Source organism: Acidovorax sp. CF316, from assembly GCF_000276605.1.
Lineage (GTDB): Bacteria > Pseudomonadota > Gammaproteobacteria > Burkholderiales > Burkholderiaceae_C > Acidovorax.
Window position 1 is genome coordinate 50758 of record NZ_AKJX01000117.1, and the last position, 21879, is coordinate 72636.

General features: G+C 68.1%; 16 protein-coding genes. 7 read left to right on the top strand and 9 right to left on the bottom strand.

What is annotated here, in order from left to right; genetic code table 11:
• Positions 1–58: 58 nt before the first annotated feature.
• The 3 genes from PMI14_RS13460 to dapC form a co-directional block, all read right to left on the bottom strand.
• Complete coding sequence (locus PMI14_RS13460; protein WP_007855201.1) at positions 59–1222, bottom strand: PilT/PilU family type 4a pilus ATPase; 1164 nt, start codon at positions 1220–1222, stop codon at positions 59–61.
• Positions 1223–1297: 75 nt separating this feature from the next.
• Positions 1298–2131 (bottom strand): 2,3,4,5-tetrahydropyridine-2,6-dicarboxylate N-succinyltransferase, encoded by an 834-nt coding sequence (dapD, locus tag PMI14_RS13465; RefSeq protein WP_007855202.1) that lies wholly within the window; start codon positions 2129–2131, stop codon positions 1298–1300.
• A 5-nt stretch (positions 2132–2136) separates the two neighbouring features.
• Positions 2137–3342, bottom strand: coding sequence for a succinyldiaminopimelate transaminase (dapC, locus tag PMI14_RS13470; protein WP_007855212.1), 1206 nt, complete (start codon positions 3340–3342; stop codon positions 2137–2139).
• Between the two features lie 203 nt (positions 3343–3545).
• Here dapC and PMI14_RS13475 point away from each other — a divergent pair, with 203 nt between their 5' ends.
• Positions 3546–5033: a methyl-accepting chemotaxis protein gene (locus PMI14_RS13475; protein WP_007855213.1), complete on the top strand. Its 1488-nt coding sequence runs from the start codon at positions 3546–3548 to the stop codon at positions 5031–5033.
• Positions 5034–5055: 22 nt separating this feature from the next.
• Here the strand turns inward: PMI14_RS13475 and PMI14_RS13480 are convergent, their stop codons facing one another.
• The 3 genes from PMI14_RS13480 to PMI14_RS13490 form a co-directional block, all read right to left on the bottom strand.
• Positions 5056–5754 (bottom strand): RnfABCDGE type electron transport complex subunit B, encoded by a 699-nt coding sequence (locus tag PMI14_RS13480; protein ID WP_007855214.1) that lies wholly within the window; start codon positions 5752–5754, stop codon positions 5056–5058.
• Entirely contained in the window at positions 5751–7259 is a 1509-nt protein-coding gene (locus tag PMI14_RS13485) for a polyhydroxyalkanoate depolymerase (RefSeq protein ID WP_007855215.1), read from the bottom strand. Before PMI14_RS13485 ends, PMI14_RS13480 begins: the two co-directional genes overlap by 4 nt.
• A gap of 214 nt (positions 7260–7473) precedes the next feature.
• Entirely contained in the window at positions 7474–8538 is a 1065-nt protein-coding gene (locus PMI14_RS13490; RefSeq protein WP_007855216.1) for a GTP pyrophosphokinase family protein, read from the bottom strand.
• A 266-nt stretch (positions 8539–8804) separates the two neighbouring features.
• Between PMI14_RS13490 and PMI14_RS13495 the strand changes: the two genes are divergently transcribed.
• Positions 8805–11609: an EAL domain-containing protein gene (locus PMI14_RS13495; RefSeq protein WP_007855217.1), complete on the top strand. Its 2805-nt coding sequence runs from the start codon at positions 8805–8807 to the stop codon at positions 11607–11609.
• Here PMI14_RS13495 and dusA read toward each other — a convergent pair.
• Positions 11584–12609, bottom strand: a complete 1026-nt coding sequence (gene dusA, locus PMI14_RS13500) for a tRNA dihydrouridine(20/20a) synthase DusA (RefSeq protein ID WP_007855218.1) — start codon at positions 12607–12609, stop codon at positions 11584–11586. The genes PMI14_RS13495 and dusA overlap by 26 nt on opposite strands.
• A 295-nt stretch (positions 12610–12904) precedes the next feature.
• Here dusA and PMI14_RS13505 point away from each other — a divergent pair, with 295 nt between their 5' ends.
• Positions 12905–14179 carry an HD-GYP domain-containing protein gene (locus PMI14_RS13505; protein ID WP_007855219.1) on the top strand — a complete coding sequence of 425 codons (1275 nt, stop codon included), beginning with the start codon at positions 12905–12907 and terminating at the stop codon, positions 14177–14179.
• 9 nt (positions 14180–14188) lie between these two features.
• On the opposite strand, the gene PMI14_RS13510 is transcribed toward PMI14_RS13505, so the two are convergent.
• Complete coding sequence (locus PMI14_RS13510; RefSeq protein ID WP_007855220.1) at positions 14189–16042, bottom strand: long-chain fatty acid--CoA ligase; 1854 nt, start codon at positions 16040–16042, stop codon at positions 14189–14191.
• A 195-nt stretch (positions 16043–16237) separates the two neighbouring features.
• On the opposite strand from PMI14_RS13510, the gene PMI14_RS13515 reads away from it, so the two are divergent.
• The gene (locus PMI14_RS13515; RefSeq protein WP_007855221.1) at positions 16238–17395 is read left to right on the top strand and encodes a GGDEF domain-containing protein; all 1158 of its coding nucleotides are present in this window, start codon (positions 16238–16240) and stop codon (positions 17393–17395) included.
• Here PMI14_RS13515 and PMI14_RS13520 read toward each other — a convergent pair.
• Positions 17392–18027 carry a GntR family transcriptional regulator gene (locus PMI14_RS13520; protein WP_007855222.1) on the bottom strand — a complete coding sequence of 212 codons (636 nt, stop codon included), beginning with the start codon at positions 18025–18027 and terminating at the stop codon, positions 17392–17394. The genes PMI14_RS13515 and PMI14_RS13520 overlap by 4 nt on opposite strands.
• 119 nt (positions 18028–18146) lie before the next feature.
• On the opposite strand from PMI14_RS13520, the gene scpA reads away from it, so the two are divergent.
• Genes scpA through meaB form a run of 3 tightly spaced genes read left to right on the top strand, consistent with a single transcriptional unit; the run spans position 18147 to position 21849 of the window.
• Positions 18147–20318 (top strand): methylmalonyl-CoA mutase, encoded by a 2172-nt coding sequence (gene scpA, locus PMI14_RS13525; RefSeq protein WP_007855223.1) that lies wholly within the window; start codon positions 18147–18149, stop codon positions 20316–20318.
• Complete coding sequence (locus PMI14_RS13530) at positions 20315–20806, top strand: GNAT family N-acetyltransferase (protein ID WP_007855224.1); 492 nt, start codon at positions 20315–20317, stop codon at positions 20804–20806. Before scpA ends, PMI14_RS13530 begins: the two co-directional genes overlap by 4 nt.
• On the top strand, positions 20803–21849 hold the full coding sequence (gene meaB, locus PMI14_RS13535; RefSeq protein WP_007855225.1) for a methylmalonyl Co-A mutase-associated GTPase MeaB: 1047 nt from the start codon (positions 20803–20805) through the stop codon (positions 21847–21849). Before PMI14_RS13530 ends, meaB begins: the two co-directional genes overlap by 4 nt.
• Positions 21850–21879 lie beyond the last annotated feature (30 nt).

Below are 21879 nucleotides of genomic sequence, written 5' to 3' on the forward strand. Positions count from 1 at the left end.
AAGAAAAAACAAGGACAAAAAAAACAGGGGAAAAGGGGGAGCGCCGCGCGCTCTTGCCTCAGGCGGCCGGCTTCACGTCGAGCACGATCTCGGTGAACGAAGGCATGTCGTCGGGCGTGTCGCGCGACTCCTTCTGCGCCTTGGCGGTGTTGGCGGCCAGGGAGAAGTCGTTCTGCAGGCGCCACATCAGGTTGGTGGGCGAATCGGCGAAGGCCATGCCTTCCTTCTTGTCGATGCGCTTGTCGATGATCAGGCGCGCCAGATCCTCCTCGAAGGTCTGCGAGCCCTCGGCCATGGATTTTTCCATGGCTTCCTTCACGCCACCGAAGTCGCCCTTTTCGATCAGGTCGGACACCAGCTTGGTGTTGAGCATGACCTCCACGGCCGGCACGCGGCCCCCGTCCAGGGTGCGCACCAGGCGCTGCGAGATCACGGCCTTGAGCGCCGAGGCCAGGTCGCCGAGCATGGTCGGGCGCACTTCCACGGGGTAGAAGGACAGGATGCGGTTGAGCGCGTGGTAGCTGTTGTTGCCGTGCAGCGTGGCCAGGCACAAGTGGCCCGACTGCGCATAGGCAATGGCCGCGGACATGGTCTCGCGGTCGCGGATTTCGCCGATCAGGATCACGTCGGGTGCCTGGCGCAGCGCGTTCTTCAGCGCCGTCTGCAGCGACTGGGTGTCGCTGCCGATCTCACGCTGGTTGACGATGGATTTCTTGTTGCGGAACTGGTACTCGACCGGGTCCTCGATGGTGAGGATGTGGCCGGTGAGCACTTCGTTGCGGCTGTCGATCATGGACGCCAGCGAGGTGCTCTTGCCCGAGCCCGTGGCACCCACCATGAGGATCAGACCGCGCTTTTCCATGATCAGCTCGGGCAGCACGGAGGGCAGTCCCAGCGAGTTGATCTCGGGGATCTGCTGCGAGATGAAGCGGATCACCACCGCATAGCTGCCGCGCTGGCGCATGGCGCTGATACGAAAGCGCCCCACGCCCGAGAGCGGCACACCCATGTTGAGTTCGCCGGTTTCCTCCAGCTCCTCGATGCGGTCGGGCGGAACGATCTCGGACAACAGGTTGCGCGGCGCATCCGGTGGCAGGATCTGGTTGTTGATCGGCACGCACTCGCCGTTGATCTTGATCAGCGCCGGGGCATTGGCCGACAGGTAGACGTCCGATGCCTTCTTTTCGCTCATCAGGCGAAGAATCCGCTCCATCGTGCTCATGGTGTTTCCCCTCTTGTTCGTTGGTGGGCCGGCGCTGGCCGCGTGTGCGTGCTTATCGGTGGCCGCAGGACTCGATCAGTCGCGCAGCAGGTCGTTGATGCTGGTCTTGGAGCGGGTCTGCGCGTCCACCTGCTTGACGATGATGGCAGCATACATGCTGTAGGGCGCGCCATTGGCCGCCGTCTTGGGCAGGTTGCCGCTGACCACCACCGAGCCAGAGGGCACGCGGCCATAGCTGATCTCGCCCGTGGCACGGTTGAAGATGGGGGTGCTCTGGCCCAGGTACACACCCATGCCCAGCACCGAGTGCTCTTCGACGACCACGCCTTCGACCACTTCGGAGCGCGCGCCGATGAAGCAGTTGTCCTCGATGATGGTGGGACCGGCCTGCAGCGGCTCCAGCACGCCGCCGATGCCCACGCCACCCGACAGGTGCACGTTGGCGCCGATCTGGGCGCACGAGCCCACGGTGGCCCAGGTGTCGACCATGGTGCCTTCGCCCACGTAGGCGCCGATGTTCACGTACGAGGGCATCAGGATCGCGCCCTTGGCGATGAAGCTGCCGCGGCGGGCCACGGCCGGAGGCACCACGCGCACGCCGGTGGCCTTCATCTCTTCTTCGTTCAGGTGGGCGAACTTGGTCTGCACCTTGTCATAGAAGCCCAGGTCGCCGGCTTTGACGACTTCGTTGTCCTTGAGGCGGAACGACAGCAGCACGGCCTTCTTGATCCACTGGTGCACCGTCCACTGGCCCACGCCCTGGCGGGTGGCCACGCGCAGCGAGCCATTGTTGAGTTCGGCGATCACGTGCTCGACGGCATCGGCCACTTCCTTGGGGGCGGCTGCGGGCGAGATGGTGGCGCGGTTTTCCCACGCGGCGTCGATGATGTTCTGGAGTTGTTGGGTCATGGATGTCAGACAGTACGGGATTGGATGAATTGGACGATGCGCATTGCGGCCTCCACGCATTCTTCGGCCTCGGCCACCAGGGCCATGCGCACGCGCTGGGCGCCGGGATTGAAGCCACCGGACTCGCGGGCCAGGTAGCTGCCCGGCAGCACGGTGACATTGTATTGAGCCAGAAGCTCGCGGGCGAACTCGGCGTCGGTCATTCGCAGGGCGTCGGGCACCTTGGCCCACAGGTAGAAGCCCGCGTCGGGCAGCGCCACGTCCATCACGCCCGCCAGCAGCGGCGTGACCTGGGCGAACTTCTTGCGGTAGAGGGCGCGGTTTTCGGTCACATGCTGCTCGTCGCCCCAGGCGGCGATGCTGGCGGCCTGCACCACCGGGCTCATGGCGCTTCCATGGTAGGTGCGGTACAGAAGGAAGGCCTTGATCAACGCTGCATCGCCGGCCACGAAGCCGCTGCGCAGCCCGGGCACGTTGCTGCGCTTGGACAGGCTGGTGAAGGAGATCAGGTTCTGGAAATCCTTGCGCCCGGCCTGGATGGCGGCCTGCAGGCCGCTCAGTGGCGGCTCGTCGCGGAAATAGATCTCGCTGTAGCACTCGTCCGAGGCAATGGTGAAGCCATGGCGGTCGCTCAAGGCGAAGAGCTTTTGCCATTCGTTGAGCGGCATCACGGCGCCCGTGGGGTTGCCCGGCGAGCACACGAAGAGCAGCTGCGTGCGTTTCCAGACCTCGGCCGGCACGCTGTCCCAGTCCACGGCGAAGTTGCGCGCCGGGTCGCTCGGGGCGTAGTAGGGTGTGGCGCCCGAGAGCAGGGCCGCGCCTTCATAGATCTGGTAGAAGGGATTGGGGCAGACCACCACCGGGTCGGGCTGGGTCGGGTCGACGACGGTCTGGGCAAAGGCGAACAGCGCCTCGCGCGAGCCGTTGATGGGCAGCACCTGGCTGCCCGCGTCCAGCGTCAGCGCGTAGCGCTTGTGCAGCCAGGCGGTGAAGGCCTCGCGCAGGCGCGGCTCGCCGGCCGTGGCCGGGTAGCTCGCCAGGCCATTGAGGTTGTTACTGAGTGCGTCCTTGATGAACTGCGGCGTTGGATGGCGCGGCTCCCCCATGCCCAGGCTGATGGGGGAATACTGGGCCGGAGGCACCACTGCGGCAAAGAGCTTTCGCAGCCGCTCGAACGGGTAGGGCTGCAGGTGGGAGAGCAGGGGGTTCATGGGCCATCATTATGGGTGATGCCGTACCCGCCGCCTCACGGGCTGCCGACCGCTCGCACCGCTGATGTGCCCCGGGGCACATCCCCTATCGCAAACCCTTGGGTGGCGCTGCTTGTCAATCCGGCGTAAGGCCCATGCCTAGTATGGTTGCGAAGCCCCGGAGCGCGATCACGGTCCGGGATCACAACGATATCGGAGACAACATGGCAGGATTCCTTCCATTGCGGCCTGGCCTGTGGTGGATGCGCCGGCTGCACCTTCCGGGCAAGCTGGCCACGCTGGCGGTGCTCATCGCCTGCACGCTGGCCGCCGCCTTGCTGGGTGCCCCCTGGTGGGTCGACCTGGCGGGCGGCGTGGTGGTGCTGTACGCGCTGCTGGCGCTGTACCTGAGCCTGGTGGACGACATGGCGGCCCTGTCCGCGGCCATGGCGCGCATCACCGATGGCGACCTGTGCGTGCATGCCGCCACGGGCGGCACCGACGAGATGGCGCAGATGGCCCGGGCACTCGACGCCATGGTGCTGCGGCTGTCCGCCATGGTGGCCGACATCCGCAGCAACGCCGCGCTGGTGGCCCATGCCGGCCAGAGCCTGGCCCATGGCAACCGCGAACTGGCCGACCGCACCGAGCAGCAGGCCGCCAACCTCGAGCAGACGGCGGCCAGCGTGGAGCAGCTCTCGTCCACGGTGCAGAACAACGCCCAGACGGCGCAGGGCGCGGACCAGCGTGCCGGCCAGATGCGCCAAGCCGCCGACACCGGGGCCGAGGCCATGGGCCGCGCCGTGCAGTCGGTGCAGGCCATCCAGCAGGGCGCGCGCCGCATGACGGAGATCATCGGCACCATCGACGCCATCGCCTTCCAGACCAACATCCTGGCGCTCAACGCGGCGGTGGAGGCGGCCCGGGCCGGCGAGCAGGGCCGTGGCTTTGCCGTGGTGGCCTCCGAAGTGCGCACGCTGGCCCAGCGCTCGGCCACGGCCGCACGCGAGATCCGCGAGCTGATCAACGACTCGGTCACGCAGGTGGAGTCGAGCGCCGGCCTGATCCGCACCGCGGGCCAGGGCATTACCGAGATGGCCGGCGGCATGCGCAGCGTGGCGGCCAGCATGTCCGAGATCTCGAGCTCCAGCGCCGAGCAGAGCACGGGCCTGCGCGAGATCAGCAGCGCCGTGCAGCAGCTCGACCAGATCACCCAGCGCAATGCGCAGATGGTCAGCCAGGCCGTGGGCCAGGCCGAGGCGCTGGAGAGCCGCGCCTCCACGCTGTCGCGTGCGGTATCGGCGTTTCGCCTGCAGCAGGGCACGGCCGAGGAGGCCGTGGCTCTGGTCAAGCGTGCGGCCGCCTTGCACAAGGGCAGTTCGCGGGAGCAGTTCCTGCCGCGCATCACCGACAAGAGCCAGCCCTTCAACGACCGGGACATGTACGTCTTCGTGCTCGATGCCGGAGGCACCTACCGGGCCTTTGGCGGTAACCCGGCCAAGGTGGGCACCCGGGTGCAGGACATCCCCGGCATTGACGGAAACCGGTTGATGGCGGAAATCTCGGCCCAGGCCGACATCGGGCCGGGCTGGGTGGAGTACGACATCACCAACCCGGCCACCGGCGCGGTGCAGACCAAGATGTCCTTCGTCGAGCGGGTGGGCGACCTGTACCTGGGCTGCGGGGTCTACAAAGCGCTGGCCGCGAAGTGAAGTCGCCTTGAAGGGGCGGCGCTCAGCGCTGCGTTCCCGCGCGCTGTTCCCGGGCGCGGGCCATGGCTGCCGCAATGGCCGCCTTGCGGGCATCTGCTCCACTGGAGGAGGGGGGTGCCGCTGGGTCGGCTGTTCCGGCGGGCTCGTCCTCGTCCAGCTCGGGCGAACCCGATGCCGCCCTTGCCTTGTGGGCTGCATAGCGCCCGCGCGCATGGTCTGCCAGCACCGGGCTCCAGGCGGCCCAGCCCGTGGCCTGGCCACTCACGGTTTCCAGGCGGATGCAGTCCACGGGACATACCGGAATGCACAGTTCGCAGCCCGTGCAGTGCGGCTCGATGACGGTGTGCATGCGCTTGTTGGCGCCCACGATGGCATCGGTGGGGCAGGCCTTGATGCACAGCGTGCAGCCAATGCACCAGTTCTCGTCGATGACGGCCAGGGTGCGCGGCGCCTCCAGGCCGTGTTCGGCGCTCAGCGGCAGCTGCGGCTGGCCGGTGAGGGCCGCCAGCCGGGCCACCCCTTCGGCGCCGCCGGGCGGGCACTGGTTGATGGGCACCGCCTCGAAGGCGATGGCCTGCGCATAGGCCGCACAGTCCGGGTAGCCGCAGCGGGTGCACTGCGTCTGCGGCAGGGCCGCGTCGATGCGGGCCGCCAGCGCATGCGCGGCCGGCCCTGCAGGTGGTGAAGGGGTGGGTGTGCGAGCGTGCGGCTGCGCAGTCAAGCCTTGCGTGCCGCGGTGGTGCGGCGGGCGCGCGAAGCAGGGGCCGCCGTGACTGCTGCCTTGGCCACGGGGGCTTCGGGCTCGGGGGCTGCTGCGGCTCCGGTGGCTGGCCTGGCCTTGGCGGCAGGCTTTGCGGCGGCCTTGGCAGGTGCCTTTTTCGCCACGGCCTTGCGCGGTGGCGCAGGCGGGTTGTCGTCGGGCATCTCGGTCACGGCAGCGGGGCGGGGCGCCTTTTTCTGCGGGACTTCGTGCGAGAGGATGAACTTGCGCACCTCGGGGTACACGATGTCGCGCCAGCGCCGGCCGCTGAAGATGCCGTAGTGCCCGGCGCCCTTGGCTTCCAGGTGGCGCTGCTCCTTGCGCACGATGCCGGTGCACAGGTCGTGGGCGGCTTCGGTCTGGCCCGAGCCGGAGATGTCGTCCAGCTCGCCTTCCACCGTGAACAGGGCGGTGGTGGTGATGTCCTGCGGGCGCACGCGCTCGACCTTGCCTTCGGGCGAACGCACGTCCCAGGTGCCGTTCACCAGCTTGTATTCCTGGAACACGGTCTCGATGGTTTCGAGGTAGTAGTCGGCGTCCATGTCGAGCACGGCGTTGTACTCGTCGTAGAACTTGCGGTGCGCTTCGGCACTGGCGTCGTCGCCCTTGATCAGGTCCTTGAAGTAGTCGTAGTGGCTGGACGCATGGCGGTCGGGGTTCATGGCCACGAAGCCCGTGTACTGCAGGAAGCCCGGGTAGACGCGGCGACCGGCGCCGGGGAAGTTGTCGGGCACGCGGTAGATCACGTTGTTCTCGAACCACTCGTAGCTGCGGTTCGTGGCCAGGTTGTTCACCGCCGTGGGCGACTTGCGCGCATCGATGGGGCCGCCCATCATGGTCATGGTCAACGGCGTCTTCTCGCCGCGGCTGGCCATCAGCGACACGGCCGCCAGCACTGGCACCGTGGGCTGGCAGACGCTGATGACGTGGCAGTTGCCGTAGGTGGCCTGCAGGTGGCGGATGAACTCCTGCACGTAGTTCACGTAGTCGTCCAGGTGGAACTCACCCTCGGACAGGGGCACCAGGCGTGCGTTCTTCCAGTCGGTGATGTAGACCTTGTGGTCCTTGAGCAGGGTGCGCACCGTGTCGCGCAGCAGGGTGGCGTAGTGGCCCGACAGCGGGGCGACCACCAGCACCACGGGCTGGGCCTTGATGCGCACCAGGGTGTCGGTGTCGTCCGAAAAGCGCTTGAAGCGGCGCAGCTCGCAAAACGGCTTGTCCAGTTCCACGTTTTCGTGCACCGCCACGCCCACGCCATCCACATCCACGGTGTGGATGTCGAACACCGGCTTTTCATAGTCCTTGCCCAGGCGGTACAGCAGATCGTAGCCCGCCGACATGCGCTGCGCGAACGCCGTCTGGCTCAGGGGAGACATGGGGTTGCTGAAGAGCTTGGCCGCGGCTTGCGCAAAGTCGGTGACCGGCTCCATCAGGGAGCGCTGGGTTTCGTAGATCTGGTAGAGCATGGGGGGCGAAACTCCGTTATGTTGCAGTGCAATATAGCAGCACTTGGTTACCTCTGCATGCGGGAAAACCACCTAGGCCCAGTCGCCTTGGTGACAGCGCTGTCCGTGCCGGTGAAAACGGCTACGGATGCCTTGCGGTGAAAAGCATCGCTGCTATGATTTTTTCAGCAAAACCCTGCTGGCAGCCGGGCGCGCTGGCTGGCGGGGCCGCCGGTCAGCCGTTGTCCGCCAGCCAGGCCTCGAACGCCTCGCGCGCCACGTTGCGCAGCGCGGGGCGGAACTGGGTGCGGTTGGAAAGGTACAGGCAGTGCCGTATCACGGTGTAGGGGTTGAAGCTGCCCTGCGGGTTCTGCTCCTCGAAGTGCTGCTTGTAGCGCTTGACGGTGCCCACCGTCTCCCGCATCAGGGTGTTGAAGCGCGCGCGCGTGATGCCAGGCGACCAGGCCTGGATGTCGTCCACGAAGCCGTCCACCTTGGAGGGATCGAACTCGAAGTCCTTGAAGAAGTGCGTGGCGATCTTGAGGAAGGTGAAGGCGTTGAGCTCGCTGCCCAGGGCGGAGGGCTTGGGCGTTGCCAAGGCGCCATCCTGCTCCTCCACGTCGGCCTCCGCCGTCTCGTCGGGGGCCTGCAGCAGTGCGGCGGCCGTCTCGTCGCGGATCTGGCGGAACTCGCGGTCGGCCAGCTCGAACAGGGCCGACAGCACGTTGATGCGCCGCTTGAGCTGGCCGGGAATCGACTTCTTGTACTTGATCTTGTGGTCCAGCACGCTCCAGGAGTCCTGGATGATGGTGCGCACCTGCAGCTCGAAGGGCTGGTCGGCGTGCGCGACAAGCGCCGGCAGGGCGCGCGGGCCGGCCCGCAGGTCCAGGTGCAGGCCCTTGTAGCCGAAGGAGGCCTCGGTGCTTTCCACCGCCGAGGCCTTGTCGGTCACGTCGATCACCGCAAAGTGCTGGCGCACGATCTGCGCCACCTTTTCCAGCTCGTCCTCGTACAGGCAGACCACGCGCACACCGACCAGGTCGGTGATCCAATTCTGGATCTCATAGGGCGTGTTGCTCTCTTCCAGGCCGGGCCGGTACTTGCGCGCGAACTTGCGGATGCACTCGTCCGCGTCCTTCACGCGCCCCTCCACCTTGGAGACATCGACGCTGCGGGCGTCGTCCACCACGGCGGCAATGGCGGCCGTGAAGGCCGCACAGGCATCCTCCAGTGCGGGGCGGTGGGATGCGTAGAACGCGCGGAACCGGGACTCTTCCCGTTCGAAATCAAGCGATGCCATGGATGGGTCTGCAAAGGGACGGCTTGCGGCGGATGGCCGCGGCCAGGAACAGCCGGAAGTGCGAAAGATTTGCCATGCGAACGATACCCCCATTCTGGGCGCCCGGCATGTCAGCGGATGCCGCGCAGGCGGAACAAATTCACACGGATCCTGCCGGCGCTGCGCATCGGGTGACCTCGCTTGGCAGGTCCCCCTGAAACCTGATAATGGGCAGGCACGTCACCTGTGTCCCGCTGGGGCACAGCCGCTGCTGCCTGTCCCATGCGATGACACCAGAACAACACCAGGTCCCCGCATTCACGGAGTCCGAGACTCTCCAGGACGCACCGTCCAGCCAGCGCTGGCTGGTGGCGGTGGTGCCGCCGCTGATGGCCCTGATGATGCTCGGGGTGACGGGCCTGTACTGGTACCGGGCCCAGAGCGAGTCGGTCGACAAGCAGCTGCGCAATTTCCATGCGGCGGCCGAGCAGATCGCCTACAACCTGCGTGACCGCATGTCCACCTACGAGGTCATGCTGCGGGGCGTGCAGGGCTACGTGGATGGGTCCGAGCGCATCGAGCGGGGTGAGTTCCAGGCGTACGTCGATGCGCTGCAGATGCAGCAGACGCGGCCCGGCCTGCAGGGCATCTCGCTGGTCATGTTCGTGCAGGCCAGCGGCCTGCCGGCCCACCTGGCGGACATGCGGGGCCGCGGCTTCTCCGGCTACACCGTGCACCCGCCGGGCGAGCGCGACCAGTACGCCCCCATCACCCATATCGAACCCCTGGAGGGCCGCAACCTCGAGGCGCTGGGCCTGGACGCGCTCACACTGCCGGTGGCGCGCGAAGCCCTGGAGCGGGCCCGCGACTCCGGCCGGCTGGCCCTGTCCGGCCTGCTCGGTCCGCTGCCGCCCGGGACCCCGGCGCAGGGCGAGGTGGGGCTGTTCCTGCCGGTGTACTCCACGCAGCTGGAGGCCGAATCGCTGTCCGGCCGCCGCCGCGCCATCCGCGGCTGGGTGGCAGCGCCGTTCCGGGTGGGCGACGTGGTGCGGGGCTTGTCCCGGGAGTTCGATCCCGACATCGCCCTGGCCATCTACGACGGCGAGGAGGCGCTTGCCGGTGCCCTGCTGCATGGCGACCCCGGGCTGCAGGCGCGGGCCCTGGCGCGCGGGGCCCTGCAGGTCAGCCATCGCCTGGAAATGGGTGGCCGGGCCTGGACCCTGCTGATGGCGCCGCTGCCGGCGTTCGACCTGCGCCACGAGGACGAGGGCCACCACATGGTGGCGGTGATGGGGCTGTTCCTGAGCCTGCTGCTGGGCTGGTTCGCCTGGGTGCTGGCCACCGGGCGCGAGCGTGCCGTGGCGCTGGCACGCCGCATGACGGCCGAGCTGCGGGGCGCGCGCGATGACCTGGAGAGCACGCTCAGCGCCATCCCGGACCTGCTGTTCGAGCTCGATGCCGAGGGCCGCATCCACCACTGCCGCTCCGCGCGCCTTCCGCAGTCTGCCCTGGCGCCGGCGCAGTTCGTGGGGCAGCGGCTGCAGGACATCGTGCCCCCCGAGGAGGCTGCCGGCTGCATGCAGGCCGTGCAGGCGGCGCTCGCGGGTGGGCACGCCGCGGGCCAGCAGTACCACCTGGAGGTCGACGGCCAGACCCGCTGGTACGAACTGTCCATCGCACGCAAGGAAAGCACCCACCCGGGCGAGGGGCCGCGCTTCGTGGCGCTGGCCCGCGACATCACCGAGCGCCAGCAGGCCGAGGCCCGCACCCACCAGCTGGCCTATTTCGATGCCCTCACCGGCCTGCCCAACCGCCGCATGCTGCTCGACCGGTTGGGCCTAGCCCTGGCCGCCGCGCGCCGCAGTGGCCAGGTCGGGGCGCTGCTGTTCGTGGACCTGGACAACTTCAAGCAGATCAACGATGCGCGCGGCCACACCCTGGGGGACCAGTTGCTGACCGAGGTTGCCCGGCGCCTCACACGGCTGCTGCGCCCGGGCGATACCGTGGCGCGCCTGGGCGGCGACGAATTCGTGCTGCTGCTGCAGGGTATCGCCACCGACATGGCCACTGCAGGGCGCCAGGCCCTGGCCGTCGCCGAGCGCGTGCGCGAGGCGCTGGAACTGCCCTATGCCATCGACACCCACCTCTACAGCAGCACCGGCAGCCTGGGGATCACCCTGTTCCCCAAGCGCGCGGAGGAAGTGGACGACCTGCTGCGCGAGGCCGACACGGCCATGTACCGCGCCAAGGACCTAGGGCGCAACCGCATCCGCTTCTATGAAGCCGCCATGCAGGCCGATGTGCAGGAGCGCCTGGCGCTGGAGCAGGACCTCAAGAAGGCCATGGGCGAGGGGCAACTGGCCGCGTACATACAGCCCCAGGTGGATGTGCAGGGTGCGGTGGTGGGCGGCGAACTGCTCATGCGCTGGAGCCACCCGGTGCGCGGCAGCGTGCCGCCTTCGCGCTTCATCCCGATCGCCGAGGCCTCGGCCCTGATCCTGCCCATGGGCGCCTGGATGATCGAAAAGGCCTGCGACGCCATCGCCCGGCTGGAGGCCGCGCGGGCGGCCGGGGAAGAGGGCGGGGAGCCGCTGTCGATCTCGGTGAACGTGAGCCAGCGCCAGTTCCGGCAAGAGGATTTCGTCGAGCGCGTGCGCAATGTGCTGGTCCAGACCGGCGCAACGCCATCCTGCCTGATCCTGGAGGTCACCGAGAGCCTGCTCATCGAGAACCTGGACGACACCATCGCCCGCATGACGGAGCTGGTGCAGCTCGGGGTGCGATTTTCCATCGACGACTTCGGCACCGGCTACTCGAGCCTGGCCTACCTCAAGCGCCTGCCGCTGTACGAGCTCAAGATCGACAAGAGCTTCGTGCAGGACACGCCCGATGACCCGAGCGACACGGCCATCGTGCAGTCCATCATCTCGGTGGCGCGCCACCTGGGCCTGCGCGTGGTGGCCGAAGGGGTGGAAACCCGCGCCCAGGCCGACTTCCTCGTGGCCAGCCACTGCGAATGCCTGCAGGGCTACCTGTTCTATCGGCCGGAGCCGCTGGACGGCTGGCTTACACGGGTTCTGGCACCAGCGTAGTCGCCAGTGCCAGGGCGTGCACCTCGCGTGCCGGCCGGTCCTTGAGCAGGTGGTTGCTCCAGACCTGGCGCCACAGGCGCGCGCCGCGCAGGCCATGGCGCAGGCCCAGCATGTGGCGCGCGATGTGGGGCCAGGGCGTGCCGTGCAGGGCGGCCTCGCGCTCCATGTAGTCCACCATGGCCAGCTCGACCTCCTCGCGCGTCAGCGCGCAGGGCTCGCCGCCATAGTAGATCTGGTCCCAGCGGGCCAGCCACCAGGGGTTGTGGTAGGCCTCGCGGCCGATCATCACGCCGTCCAGGTGCTGCAATTGCTCCAGCACCACCTCGTCGGCCTGTATGCCGCCGTTGATGGCGATGGTCAGCTGCGGAAATTCCTGCTTGAGCCGGTGCACCACCTCGTAGCGCAGCGGCGGGATGTCACGGTTCTCCTTGGGCGAGAGGCCCTGCAGCCATGCGTTGCGTGCATGCACGATGAACACCGTGCAGCCGGCATCGGCCACGGTGCCCACGAAATCGCGCACGAAGCCGTAGTCCTCGACCTTGTCGATGCCGATGCGGTGCTTGACCGTCACGGGCACATCGACCACGTCCTTCATGGCCTTCACGCCATCGGCCACCAGCTGGGGGGCCTTCATCAGGCTGGCGCCAAAGGCACCGCGCTGCACCCGATCGCTCGGGCAGCCGCAGTTCAGGTTGATCTCGCCATATCCCCACTGCGCTCCCAGCCGCGCAGCCTGCGCCAGCAGTTCGGGCTCGTTGCCGCCCAGCTGCAGCGCCACGGGGTGCTCCTCGGCATTGAAGCGCAGGTGCCGCTCGGTGCCGCCATGGATGATGGCGCCCGCGTTCACCATCTCCGTGTACAGCAGGGTCTGGCGTGTCAGCAGGCGGTGGAAATAGCGGCAGTGGCGGTCCGTCCAGTCCATCATGGGCGCAACGGACATGCGCCAGGGGCTGAAGGTGGAGGGCTGGGCGGCGGCGGGGGAGGCAGGGCTGTTGTCCAAGGCGAGAAACCGGTGTTGCAGGGGGCGAAGGGCCCCAAAGAGGTGCCGAACCGCATTTTCTCAGGTCTTGGGGCAGCATATGGGTTCAGGGGCTTCAGCGGCTGGAAACTGGCGCTCCTGTGCGCGGATTCGCACCTTGTTGCCGCGCTGGCGGCGCATTGTCTTTGGCGCCTGTCAGCACCCTTTTGGCGATCCCTGAAAATAGTGTTGACAGGCCCTAGTATCAGGGGCCGTCCCCGGTGGCTCGAATGCCGCCAGGGAACGAAATTGCCATTCATTTCTTTGAAGCACCTGCATGTGGAAGAATCCCGGGAGCGCTGTTGCCATCCATCCGTCCCAGCTCACTGTCGGCCTGTACGTCTGGCTGGAGATGCGCTGGGACGAGCATCCCTTCATCGCCAACCGCTTCATGGTCCGCACCGCCAAGGATGTGGCGGTGATTCAGTCGCTGGGCCTTGAAGGCCACCTGTACTACCACCCCGACCGAAGCACGGCCGAGCCGCTGCCCCCGGCGCCAGCTGCGGGGCCGCGAACCGAGCCGGAAGCCGCGCAGCCCGACGAGCAGGCAGCCCTGGCCGCCGAGGTGCGCCAGCGCGACAAGGCCAAGAAGGAAAAACGCCAGCGCCAGCGCGACGCCGCCGCGCGGGCCGACCGGGCCTGGGAAGACGCCGCACGCCAGACCCGGGAGGCACTGCTGACGCTCACGCGCTCGCCCAAGGCCGCAGGCAAGATCCTGGCCGACCTGTCGGCCGAGACGGCGGCCCGCATTGCCCAGAGCAAGGAGGTGCTGCTGCACCTGCTGGGCGACCAGAAGGACCAGGGCCCGCAGTTCCATGCGCTCAACGTGCTCACCCTCAGCATGCTGGTGGGCAAGAAGAACGGCCTGTCCGAGCGTGAACTGGCCGACCTGGCCATGGCGGCGCTGGCGCACGACGTGGGCAAGTCCAAGGTGCCGCCGCAGCTGTTCAAGACCTCGCGGCGCAAACGGCACGAGGAGGAGTTCGTGCGCCAGCACGTGATGTACAGCACCCAGCTGGCCTCGGACTCCGGCGCCTTCAGCAAGGAGGCGCTGGCCTGCATCGCCGGCCACCACGAGGCGGCCGACGGCTCGGGCTGGCCGCGCGGCGAGCGCGAGACCCACCGCCTGGCGCTGATCCTGGCGCTCGTCAACCGCTACGACAACCTGTGTTCGCCGGAGGCCCGCGACGTGGAGCCACTGATGCCGGCCGAGGCCCTGGCGCACATGTTCAAGAACGAGTCGGGCCAGCACGACCCGGCGCTGCTCAGCTCGCTCATCAAGCTGCTGGGCGTGTACCCGCCGGGCACCGTGGTCCAGCTCACCGATGGCGCGCTGGCGCTGGTGGTGGCCCCTGGGCCCGAGGCGCTGCGCCCCCAGGTACTGGTCTACACGCCCGAGATCCCCAAGGACGAGGCCCCCCTGGTGGAGCTGCACACCGAGCCGGACATCCGCGTGGCCGAGGCGATCCGGCCGTCCACGCTGCCTGCCGACGTGCTCGACTGGCTCAATCCGCAGCAGCGGCTGTCGTACTTCTACTCGGTCGAGGACTGAAGGCCGGGTTCAGCGCGCCCCCGGCTTTTGCTGGTACAGGCCATCGATGGCCTGGGCGAAGTGGGCCATGAGCGGCGCGCGCTTGAGCTTGAGCGTGGGCGTCATGAAGCCGTTCTCGATGCTCCAGGGCGCCAGCGTGAGGTGCACGGCACGCGGCACCGCGTAGCGCGCAAAGCTGGCCGTGCTCTTTTCGATGCGCGCCAGCACGGCGCGGTGCACGGCCGGGTGGTTCAGGCTGTCGGGGTCCTGGGCGGCCAGGCCCAGGTCGCCGGCCAGGCGCTGCCACTCGTCGGCGCGCAGCACGGCCACGGCGGCGATGAAGGGGCGGTTCTCGCCCACCACGAAAGCCTGCTCCAGCAGCGGGTCGGCCAGCAGGGCCAGTTCCAGGTCGCCCGGGGGCACCTTCTCGCCGGTGGAGGTGACGATGATCTCCTTGATGCGGCCACGGATGTAGATGCGCCCGTCCACGATGTCGGCCTGGTCGCCCGTGCCCAGCCAGCCGTCAGCCGCGAGGATGCGCGCCGTGTCCTCGGGCCGCTTCCAGTAGCCTTTCATCACGATGGGACCGTGCACCTGCAGCTCGCGGTTTTCGCCGATGCGCACCTCCACGCCGGGCAGCGCCCGGCCCACGCAGGCCGGGTCGTTGTCCAGCAGCGAGTTCACCGAGACCACGGGCGCCGTCTCGGTCATGCCATAGCCCTGCACCAGCGGCAGGCCCAGCCCGAGGAAGCATTTGGCGATGGTGGGCGACAGGGGCGCGCCACCGCTCACGGCCACGCGCACGCGGCCGCCGAACTGGGCCAGCAGCGGCTTGGCCACCAGGGCCTGCAGCAGGCCCCAGGGCAGGGCGTTCATCCAGCCCCCGGCCTGGTCGGCCTCGGGCACCGGCAGGCCCTGCGCGGCACAGAAGCGCTGCCAGCCCCTGGACTGCGCGGCCTCGTAGAGCTGCATCTTCCAGGGCGTGGGCGAGAGCTTTTCGAGCAGCTTGGCGTGGATGCGCTCGTAGATGCGTGGCACCGAGACCAGCACCGTAGGGCGGATGGTCTGCATGTCTTCGGCCAGTTGCGCCACCGAGCGCGCATAGGCCACGCAACTGCCGGCCGCGATCGGCAGGTAGTACCCGCCCGTGCGCTCGAAGGTGTGCGACAGCGGCAGGAAGGACAGGAACACGTCGTCTACCGTGGGTGCGATGCGCTCGAGCACGGCCTTTACGTCGCTGACCACGTTGCGGTGCGTGAGCATCACGCCCTTGGGTTTGCCGGTGGTGCCCGAGGTGTACACGATGGCCGCCAGGTCCTCAGGGCCTGCGGCAGCCGGTGCGGCCTGTTCCACCGCCTGGGCTGCACCTTCGAGCCACTGTGCGAGCGAGCCCACGGCCGGGGCGTGCGCCGATGCGGGGCTGGCCGTGAAGGCGGGTTCCGGATCGGTCACGATCACTGCCCGCAGCGCAGGAAACTCCGTGCCCGCGGCGCGGATCTTCTCCCACTGCTGGGCGCTGCCCACGATGAGCATGGAGGCTTCGCAGTCCGACAGGATGTAGGCGATGCTGCCCGGGTTGTCGATGGCGTGCAGCGGCACGGGCACGCAGTTGCTGGCCAGGGTGGACTGGTCGGCGCACATGGCATCGAGGCCGTTGGGCAGCAGGATGGCCACGCGGGCACCCGCCGGCAGCTGCAAGGCCACCAGGGCCCGCGACCACCGGGCCACGTGGCTCGCGGTCTCGGCCCAGGTCCAGGTCGCCCAGGCCTGGCTCGCGGCATCGAAGGCACGGAAGGCGGGCGCGTCGGGCGTCTGGGTGGCGCGCCAGGAAAGAAGCTGGGGCAGCGTCTGGACGCTGCCGATGTCGGAGAAGGAAGAGGTCATCGGGTCGTTCGGGGCCTGGGCGGCATGCACGGAGCCAGGGCGGTACCATGCTGTACCAACCTGGGGAAAACCCGCGCGATCATACCCATCCTGGAGGCACAGGCTGTGCTTCTTTGTTTCGTTGACCTGGGGACATTGCCCTGGTCGGCCACAATCCCCGTATCTCCACGCCCCTTCCCCTGCCTGCACTGATCCATGGATCCCATCACCATCTTTATCGTCGCGACGCTGATGATGCTGGCCAATGGGGGGGTGCTGGGGCTGATGCACAAGGACCTGCCGGTGTCGCTGCAGCCCTGTGCCGAAACCTGGCGCATCGCCACCCTGCTGCTGGCAGGCAGCGCCGTGCTCTATGCCGTGCAGTACGAGCTGCCGCTGGGCCTGGTCTCGCCGATGGCCAATGGCATGGTGATGCTGGGCTGCACCGGCTACTGGCGCGCACTGCGCCAGTTCGATGGCGTGCCGGACCGCTGGTGGATGTGGCTGCCGGCCCTGGCCGGCATTGGCGGCGTGGTGTGGTTCGCGGGCGTGCAGCCCGATACGCCCAGCCGCATCCTGCTGCTGTCCGGCGTGGTTGCCTTCGTGTTGATGGCCGGTACCCTGCAGCTCGTGCGCGGTGGCACGGGGGAACGGGCGCGCAGCCGCAAGGCGCTGGCGGGCCTGTTCTTCCTGGTGGGCCTGTTCGTGCTGTTTCGCGCGGGCTACTTCCTGGTGCGTCGCGTGGGACCGTCGTTCGACATCACCGGCGAGGGCGCCTGGATCAACACTGCCAGTCCGCTCATCACGGCCTTGCTCCCGGTGGTGGGCACCACGGCCTTCCTGTTCATGTGTTCGCAGCGCATCGGCCGGCAGTGGGAGCGGGCCGCCGCCACCGACTACCTGACGGGCCTGGCCAACCGCCGGACCCTGCTCGCCGAGGGCGAGAACCGCTTTGCCACGGCGCGCCGGGGCGGCGCCCACCTGGCACTGGCCCTGGTCGACGTGGACCACTTCAAGGCCATCAACGACGGCCACGGGCACGCGGTGGGTGACAAGGCCCTGCAGCACGTGGCCCGGCAGCTGCAGGCCACGGCGCGCGGCCTGGACTTCGTGGCCCGCCATGGGGGAGAGGAGTTCGTGGTGCTGCTCGACCTGGGGCAGCACGGCGATCCCCAGGCAGCCGGCGAGCGCCTGCGCCAGGCCGTGGCGGGTGCACCGTTCAGCGCCGACGGGGCCTCGTTGACCATCACCATCTCGGCCGGTGTCGCCCTGCAGGCAGACGGTGACACCACCCTGGACCAGCTGCTGCGCCGCGCCGACGACGCGCTCTACGCCGCCAAGCGCAGCGGGCGCAACCGGGTCGAATTGGCCTAGGCTGCAGCCTCCAGCCCCTGGGCGAAGTGGGCCTGCATGGCCTGGGCGGTGCCGGCCCCATCGCGCCGGGCCAGCGCGGCCATCACGGCCCGGTGCTCGGCCAGCGAATCCTCGATGCGGCCTTGCTTGAGCAGCGAGTTGTGGCGGTTGAGCTTCATGACCTTGCGCAGGTCGGCCACCATCTGGCTGCGCCAGCGGTTGTCGGCCATCTCCAGCACCCGCATGTGAAAGCGCTCGTTCACGGCAAAGAAGCGCTCGCGCTCGCCGGCGGCGGCCTCCAGCTCGGCGTGCAGGCCCTGCAGTTCCTGCAGCTGCGCCGGGGTGGCGCTGGTGGCCACCACGGCCGCAGCGTCGCTCTCCAGCAGGCTGAGCAGGTGGTAGACGTCGCGCAGGTCCTTGTCCGACATCTCGGTCACATAGGCGCCACGGCGCACCTTCATCGTGACCAGGCCCTCGGCGGCCAGTACCTTGAGCGCCTCGCGCAGAGGCGTGCGGCTGATGCCGAATTCCTCGGCGATCTTGAGCTCGTCGATCCAACTGCCGGGCTCCAGCTCGCGGCGGAAGATGCGCTGGCGCAATTGCTCAGCCACTTCTTCGTAGAGGGCGCGGGGCGTGAGGGTCAGTGCAGACATGGGCGGATTGTATGCTGCGAAGAATATTTTGAATCAATAATTATGAATGATGTAAACTCAATGCCACATCGGGATTTGCCCCTGAATACGACACCGCCATCCTCGGAGACCGTTTCGCCATGAGTGCCACGCCCCCCAACAGCCCCCCTGAATTCGCTGCCGCCTCCCTCGAGGCCTGGGCCAAAGCCGCCGCCAAGTCGGTACCGGGTGGCGACGTCAACGTGCTGAATTGGGTCACGCCCGACGGCATCACCGTCAAGCCGTTGTACACGGCGGCCGATACGGCCGACCTGCAGTACGCCAACACCTTGCCGGGCTTCGAGCCCTACCTGCGCGGCCCCCAGGCCACCATGTACGCGGTGCGGCCCTGGACCATCCGCCAGTACGCGGGCTTTTCCACCGCAGAAGAATCGAATGCTTTCTACCGCAAGGCCCTGGCCGCAGGCGGGCAGGGCGTGAGCGTGGCGTTCGATCTGGCCACGCACCGCGGCTACGACAGCGACCACCCGCGCGTGACCGGCGACGTGGGCAAGGCCGGCGTGGCCATCGACTCGGTGGAGGACATGAAGATCCTGTTCGACCAGATCCCGCTGGACAAGGTCTCGGTCTCGATGACCATGAACGGCGCCGTGCTGCCCGTGCTGGCCGGCTACGTGGTGGCGGCCGAAGAGCAGGGCGTGGGCCAGGACCAGTTGAGCGGAACCATTCAGAACGACATTCTGAAAGAGTTCATGGTGCGCAACACCTACATCTACCCGCCCAAGCCGAGCATGCGCATCATCGGCGACATCATCGGCTACACGGCACGCAATATGCCGAAGTTCAATTCCATCTCCATCTCCGGCTACCACATGCAGGAGGCGGGCGCCAACCAGGCGCTGGAGCTGGCCTTTACCCTGGCCGACGGCAAGGAGTACGTGAAGACGGCGATGGCCTCGGGCCTGGACGTGGACGATTTCGCCGGCCGGCTGTCCTTCTTCTGGGCCATCGGCATGAACTTCTACCTCGAAGTGGCCAAGATGCGCGCCGCGCGCCTGCTGTGGTGCCGCATCATGAAGGAGACCGGCGCCAAGAACCCCAAGAGCCTGATGCTGCGCACCCACTGCCAGACAAGCGGCTGGAGCCTGACCGAGCAGGACCCCTACAACAACATCGTGCGCACCACCATCGAGGCCATGGCGGCGGTGTTCGGCGGCACGCAGAGCCTGCACACCAATGCGCTCGACGAAGCCATTGCCCTGCCCACCGAGTTCTCCTCGCGCATCGCACGCAACACGCAGCTCATCATCCAGGAAGAGACGCACATCACCAACGTGGTCGACCCCTGGGCCGGCAGCTACATGATGGAAAAGCTCACCCAGGACATGATGGATGCCGCCTGGGCCATCATCGAAGAGGTCGAGGCCATGGGCGGCATGACGCAGGCCGTGGACAGCGGCTGGGCCAAGCTCAAGATCGAGGCCGCCGCCGCCGAGAAGCAGGCGCGCATCGACAGCGGCAAGGACGTGATCGTGGGCGTCAACAAGTACAAGCTCCAAAAGGAAGACCCGGTCGACATCCTGCAGATCGACAACGTGATGGTGCGCGACGGCCAGATCGCGCGCTTGAAGGACATCCGCGCCAAGCGCGACACAGCCCAGGTGCAGCAGGCGCTCGACGCGCTCACCCATGCCGCCGAATCCGGCGAGGGCAACCTGCTGGACCTGGCCATCAAGGCCGTGCGCCTGCGCGCCACGGTGGGCGAGGTGTCGGATGCGCTCGAAAAAATCTACGGGCGCCATCGCGCCGACACGCAAAAGGTGACCGGTGTGTACGCTGCTGCCTATGACTCGGCCGAGGGCTGGGACAAACTCAAGAGCGAAATCAGCGCGTTTGCCGACGCTGAGGGCCGCCGCCCGCGCGTGATGATCGCCAAGCTCGGCCAGGACGGCCACGACCGCGGCGCCAAGGTGGTGGCCACGGCCTTTGCCGACCTGGGCTTCGACGTGGACATGGGCCCGCTGTTCCAGACCCCCGAGGAATGCGCGCGCCAGGCCATCGAGAACGACGTGCACGCCGTGGGCGTGAGCACGCTGGCCGCCGGCCACAAGACCCTGGTGCCGGCCATCATCCAGTCGCTCAAGGACCAGGGTGCGGACGACATCATCGTCTTCGTCGGCGGCGTGATCCCGGCGCAGGACTACGATTTCCTGTACGAAGCCGGCGTCAAGGGCGTCTACGGCCCGGGCACGCCCATCCCGGCCAGCGCCAAGGACGTGCTCGAACAGATCCGCAAGGCCATCGCGGCATGATGGACGTGGGAGGTGCTGCGTTGACTGCGCCCCTGTTCACCCTGCAGCCCGTGGCCGAAGAGGATTTCGAATCCATGCTGGAGTTGCGCATCGCCGCCATGCGCGAGAGCCTGGAGCGCGTGGGCCGTTACACGCCCGAGCGCTCGCGCGAGCGCCTGCGCGCCGCCTTTGCGCCCCGGTACATGCAGCACCTGGTGTCGCCCGCCGGCCGGCGCATGGGCTTCGTCACCGTGCAGCCCGAGGGCGCGGGCGTACTGCGCCTGCAGCACCTGTACCTGCACCCTGACTGGCAGGGCAGCGGCATCGGCGCCGCCGTGCTGGCCAGCGTGCAGCAGCGGGCGCGCCGCGAGGGCGCGGTGCTGCGGCTGACAGCCTTGCAGCAGAGCGATGCCAACCGCTTCTACCAGCGCCACGGCTTCGTGCAGACCGGCGCGGAGGACGTGGACGTGCACTACGAGTGGCGGGCCGGGGAGGGCGCTGCCGCATGAACGCACCCCACTCACTGTCCGACCTGCAGGCTCCCGCCAACCAGTGGTTCGACGGCATCTTGCACGGCAGCCAGCCCGTGCAACGCCGCGCCATGGCCAAGGCCATCACCCTGCTCGAATCCACGCGCGCCGACCACCGTGCCCAGGGCGATGCGCTGCTCACGGCCCTGCTGCCGCACACCGGCCAGGCCTTCCGCCTGGGCATCAGCGGCGTGCCGGGCGTGGGCAAGTCCACCTTCATCGAGGCCCTGGGCCTGTTCCTCATCGGCAAGGGCCACCGCGTGGCGGTGCTCACCATCGACCCGTCGAGCACGGTGTCGGGCGGCTCCATCCTGGGCGACAAGACACGCATGGAGCAGCTGTCCATGCGCGAGGAGGCCTACATCCGCCCCAGCCCCTCGAGCGGCACGCTGGGCGGCGTGGCCGAAAAGACGCGCGAGGCCATGCTGGTCTGCGAGGCCGCCGGCTACGACGTGGTGATGGTGGAGACCGTGGGCGTGGGCCAGAGCGAGATCGCGGTGGCCGGCATGACCGACATGTTCGTGCTGCTGCAGCTGCCCAATGCGGGCGACGACCTGCAGGCCATCAAGAAGGGCGTGATGGAGATCGCCGATCTGGTGGCCATCAACAAGGCCGACATCGACAAGAATGCCGCCACCCGCGCCCAGGCCCAGATCACCTCGAGCCTGCGCCTTTTGGGCATGCACGGCAACCCCGACCATGCCACCCACGGCGCCCTGTGGCAGCCGCGCGTGGTGCAGATCAGCGCCCTGCTGGGCCAGGGCGTGGACGGCTTCTGGGACGCCGTCACCCAGTTCCGCACCCAGCAGACTGACAACGGCCGCCTGGCCCTGCGCCGCGAAAAACAATCGCTGGCCTGGATGTGGGAGCGCATCGACGCCGGGCTCAAGCAGGCGTTCCGCCAGCACCCGGCCGTGCGCGGCCTGCTGCCCACGCTGCAGGCCGACGTGGCCGCGGGGCGCGTCGCGGCATCCACCGCCGCGCGCAACCTGCTGGCGGCATCCCATACCCCTACACCCTAGACAACCACAGCCATTTCATCGAAAGAGCAG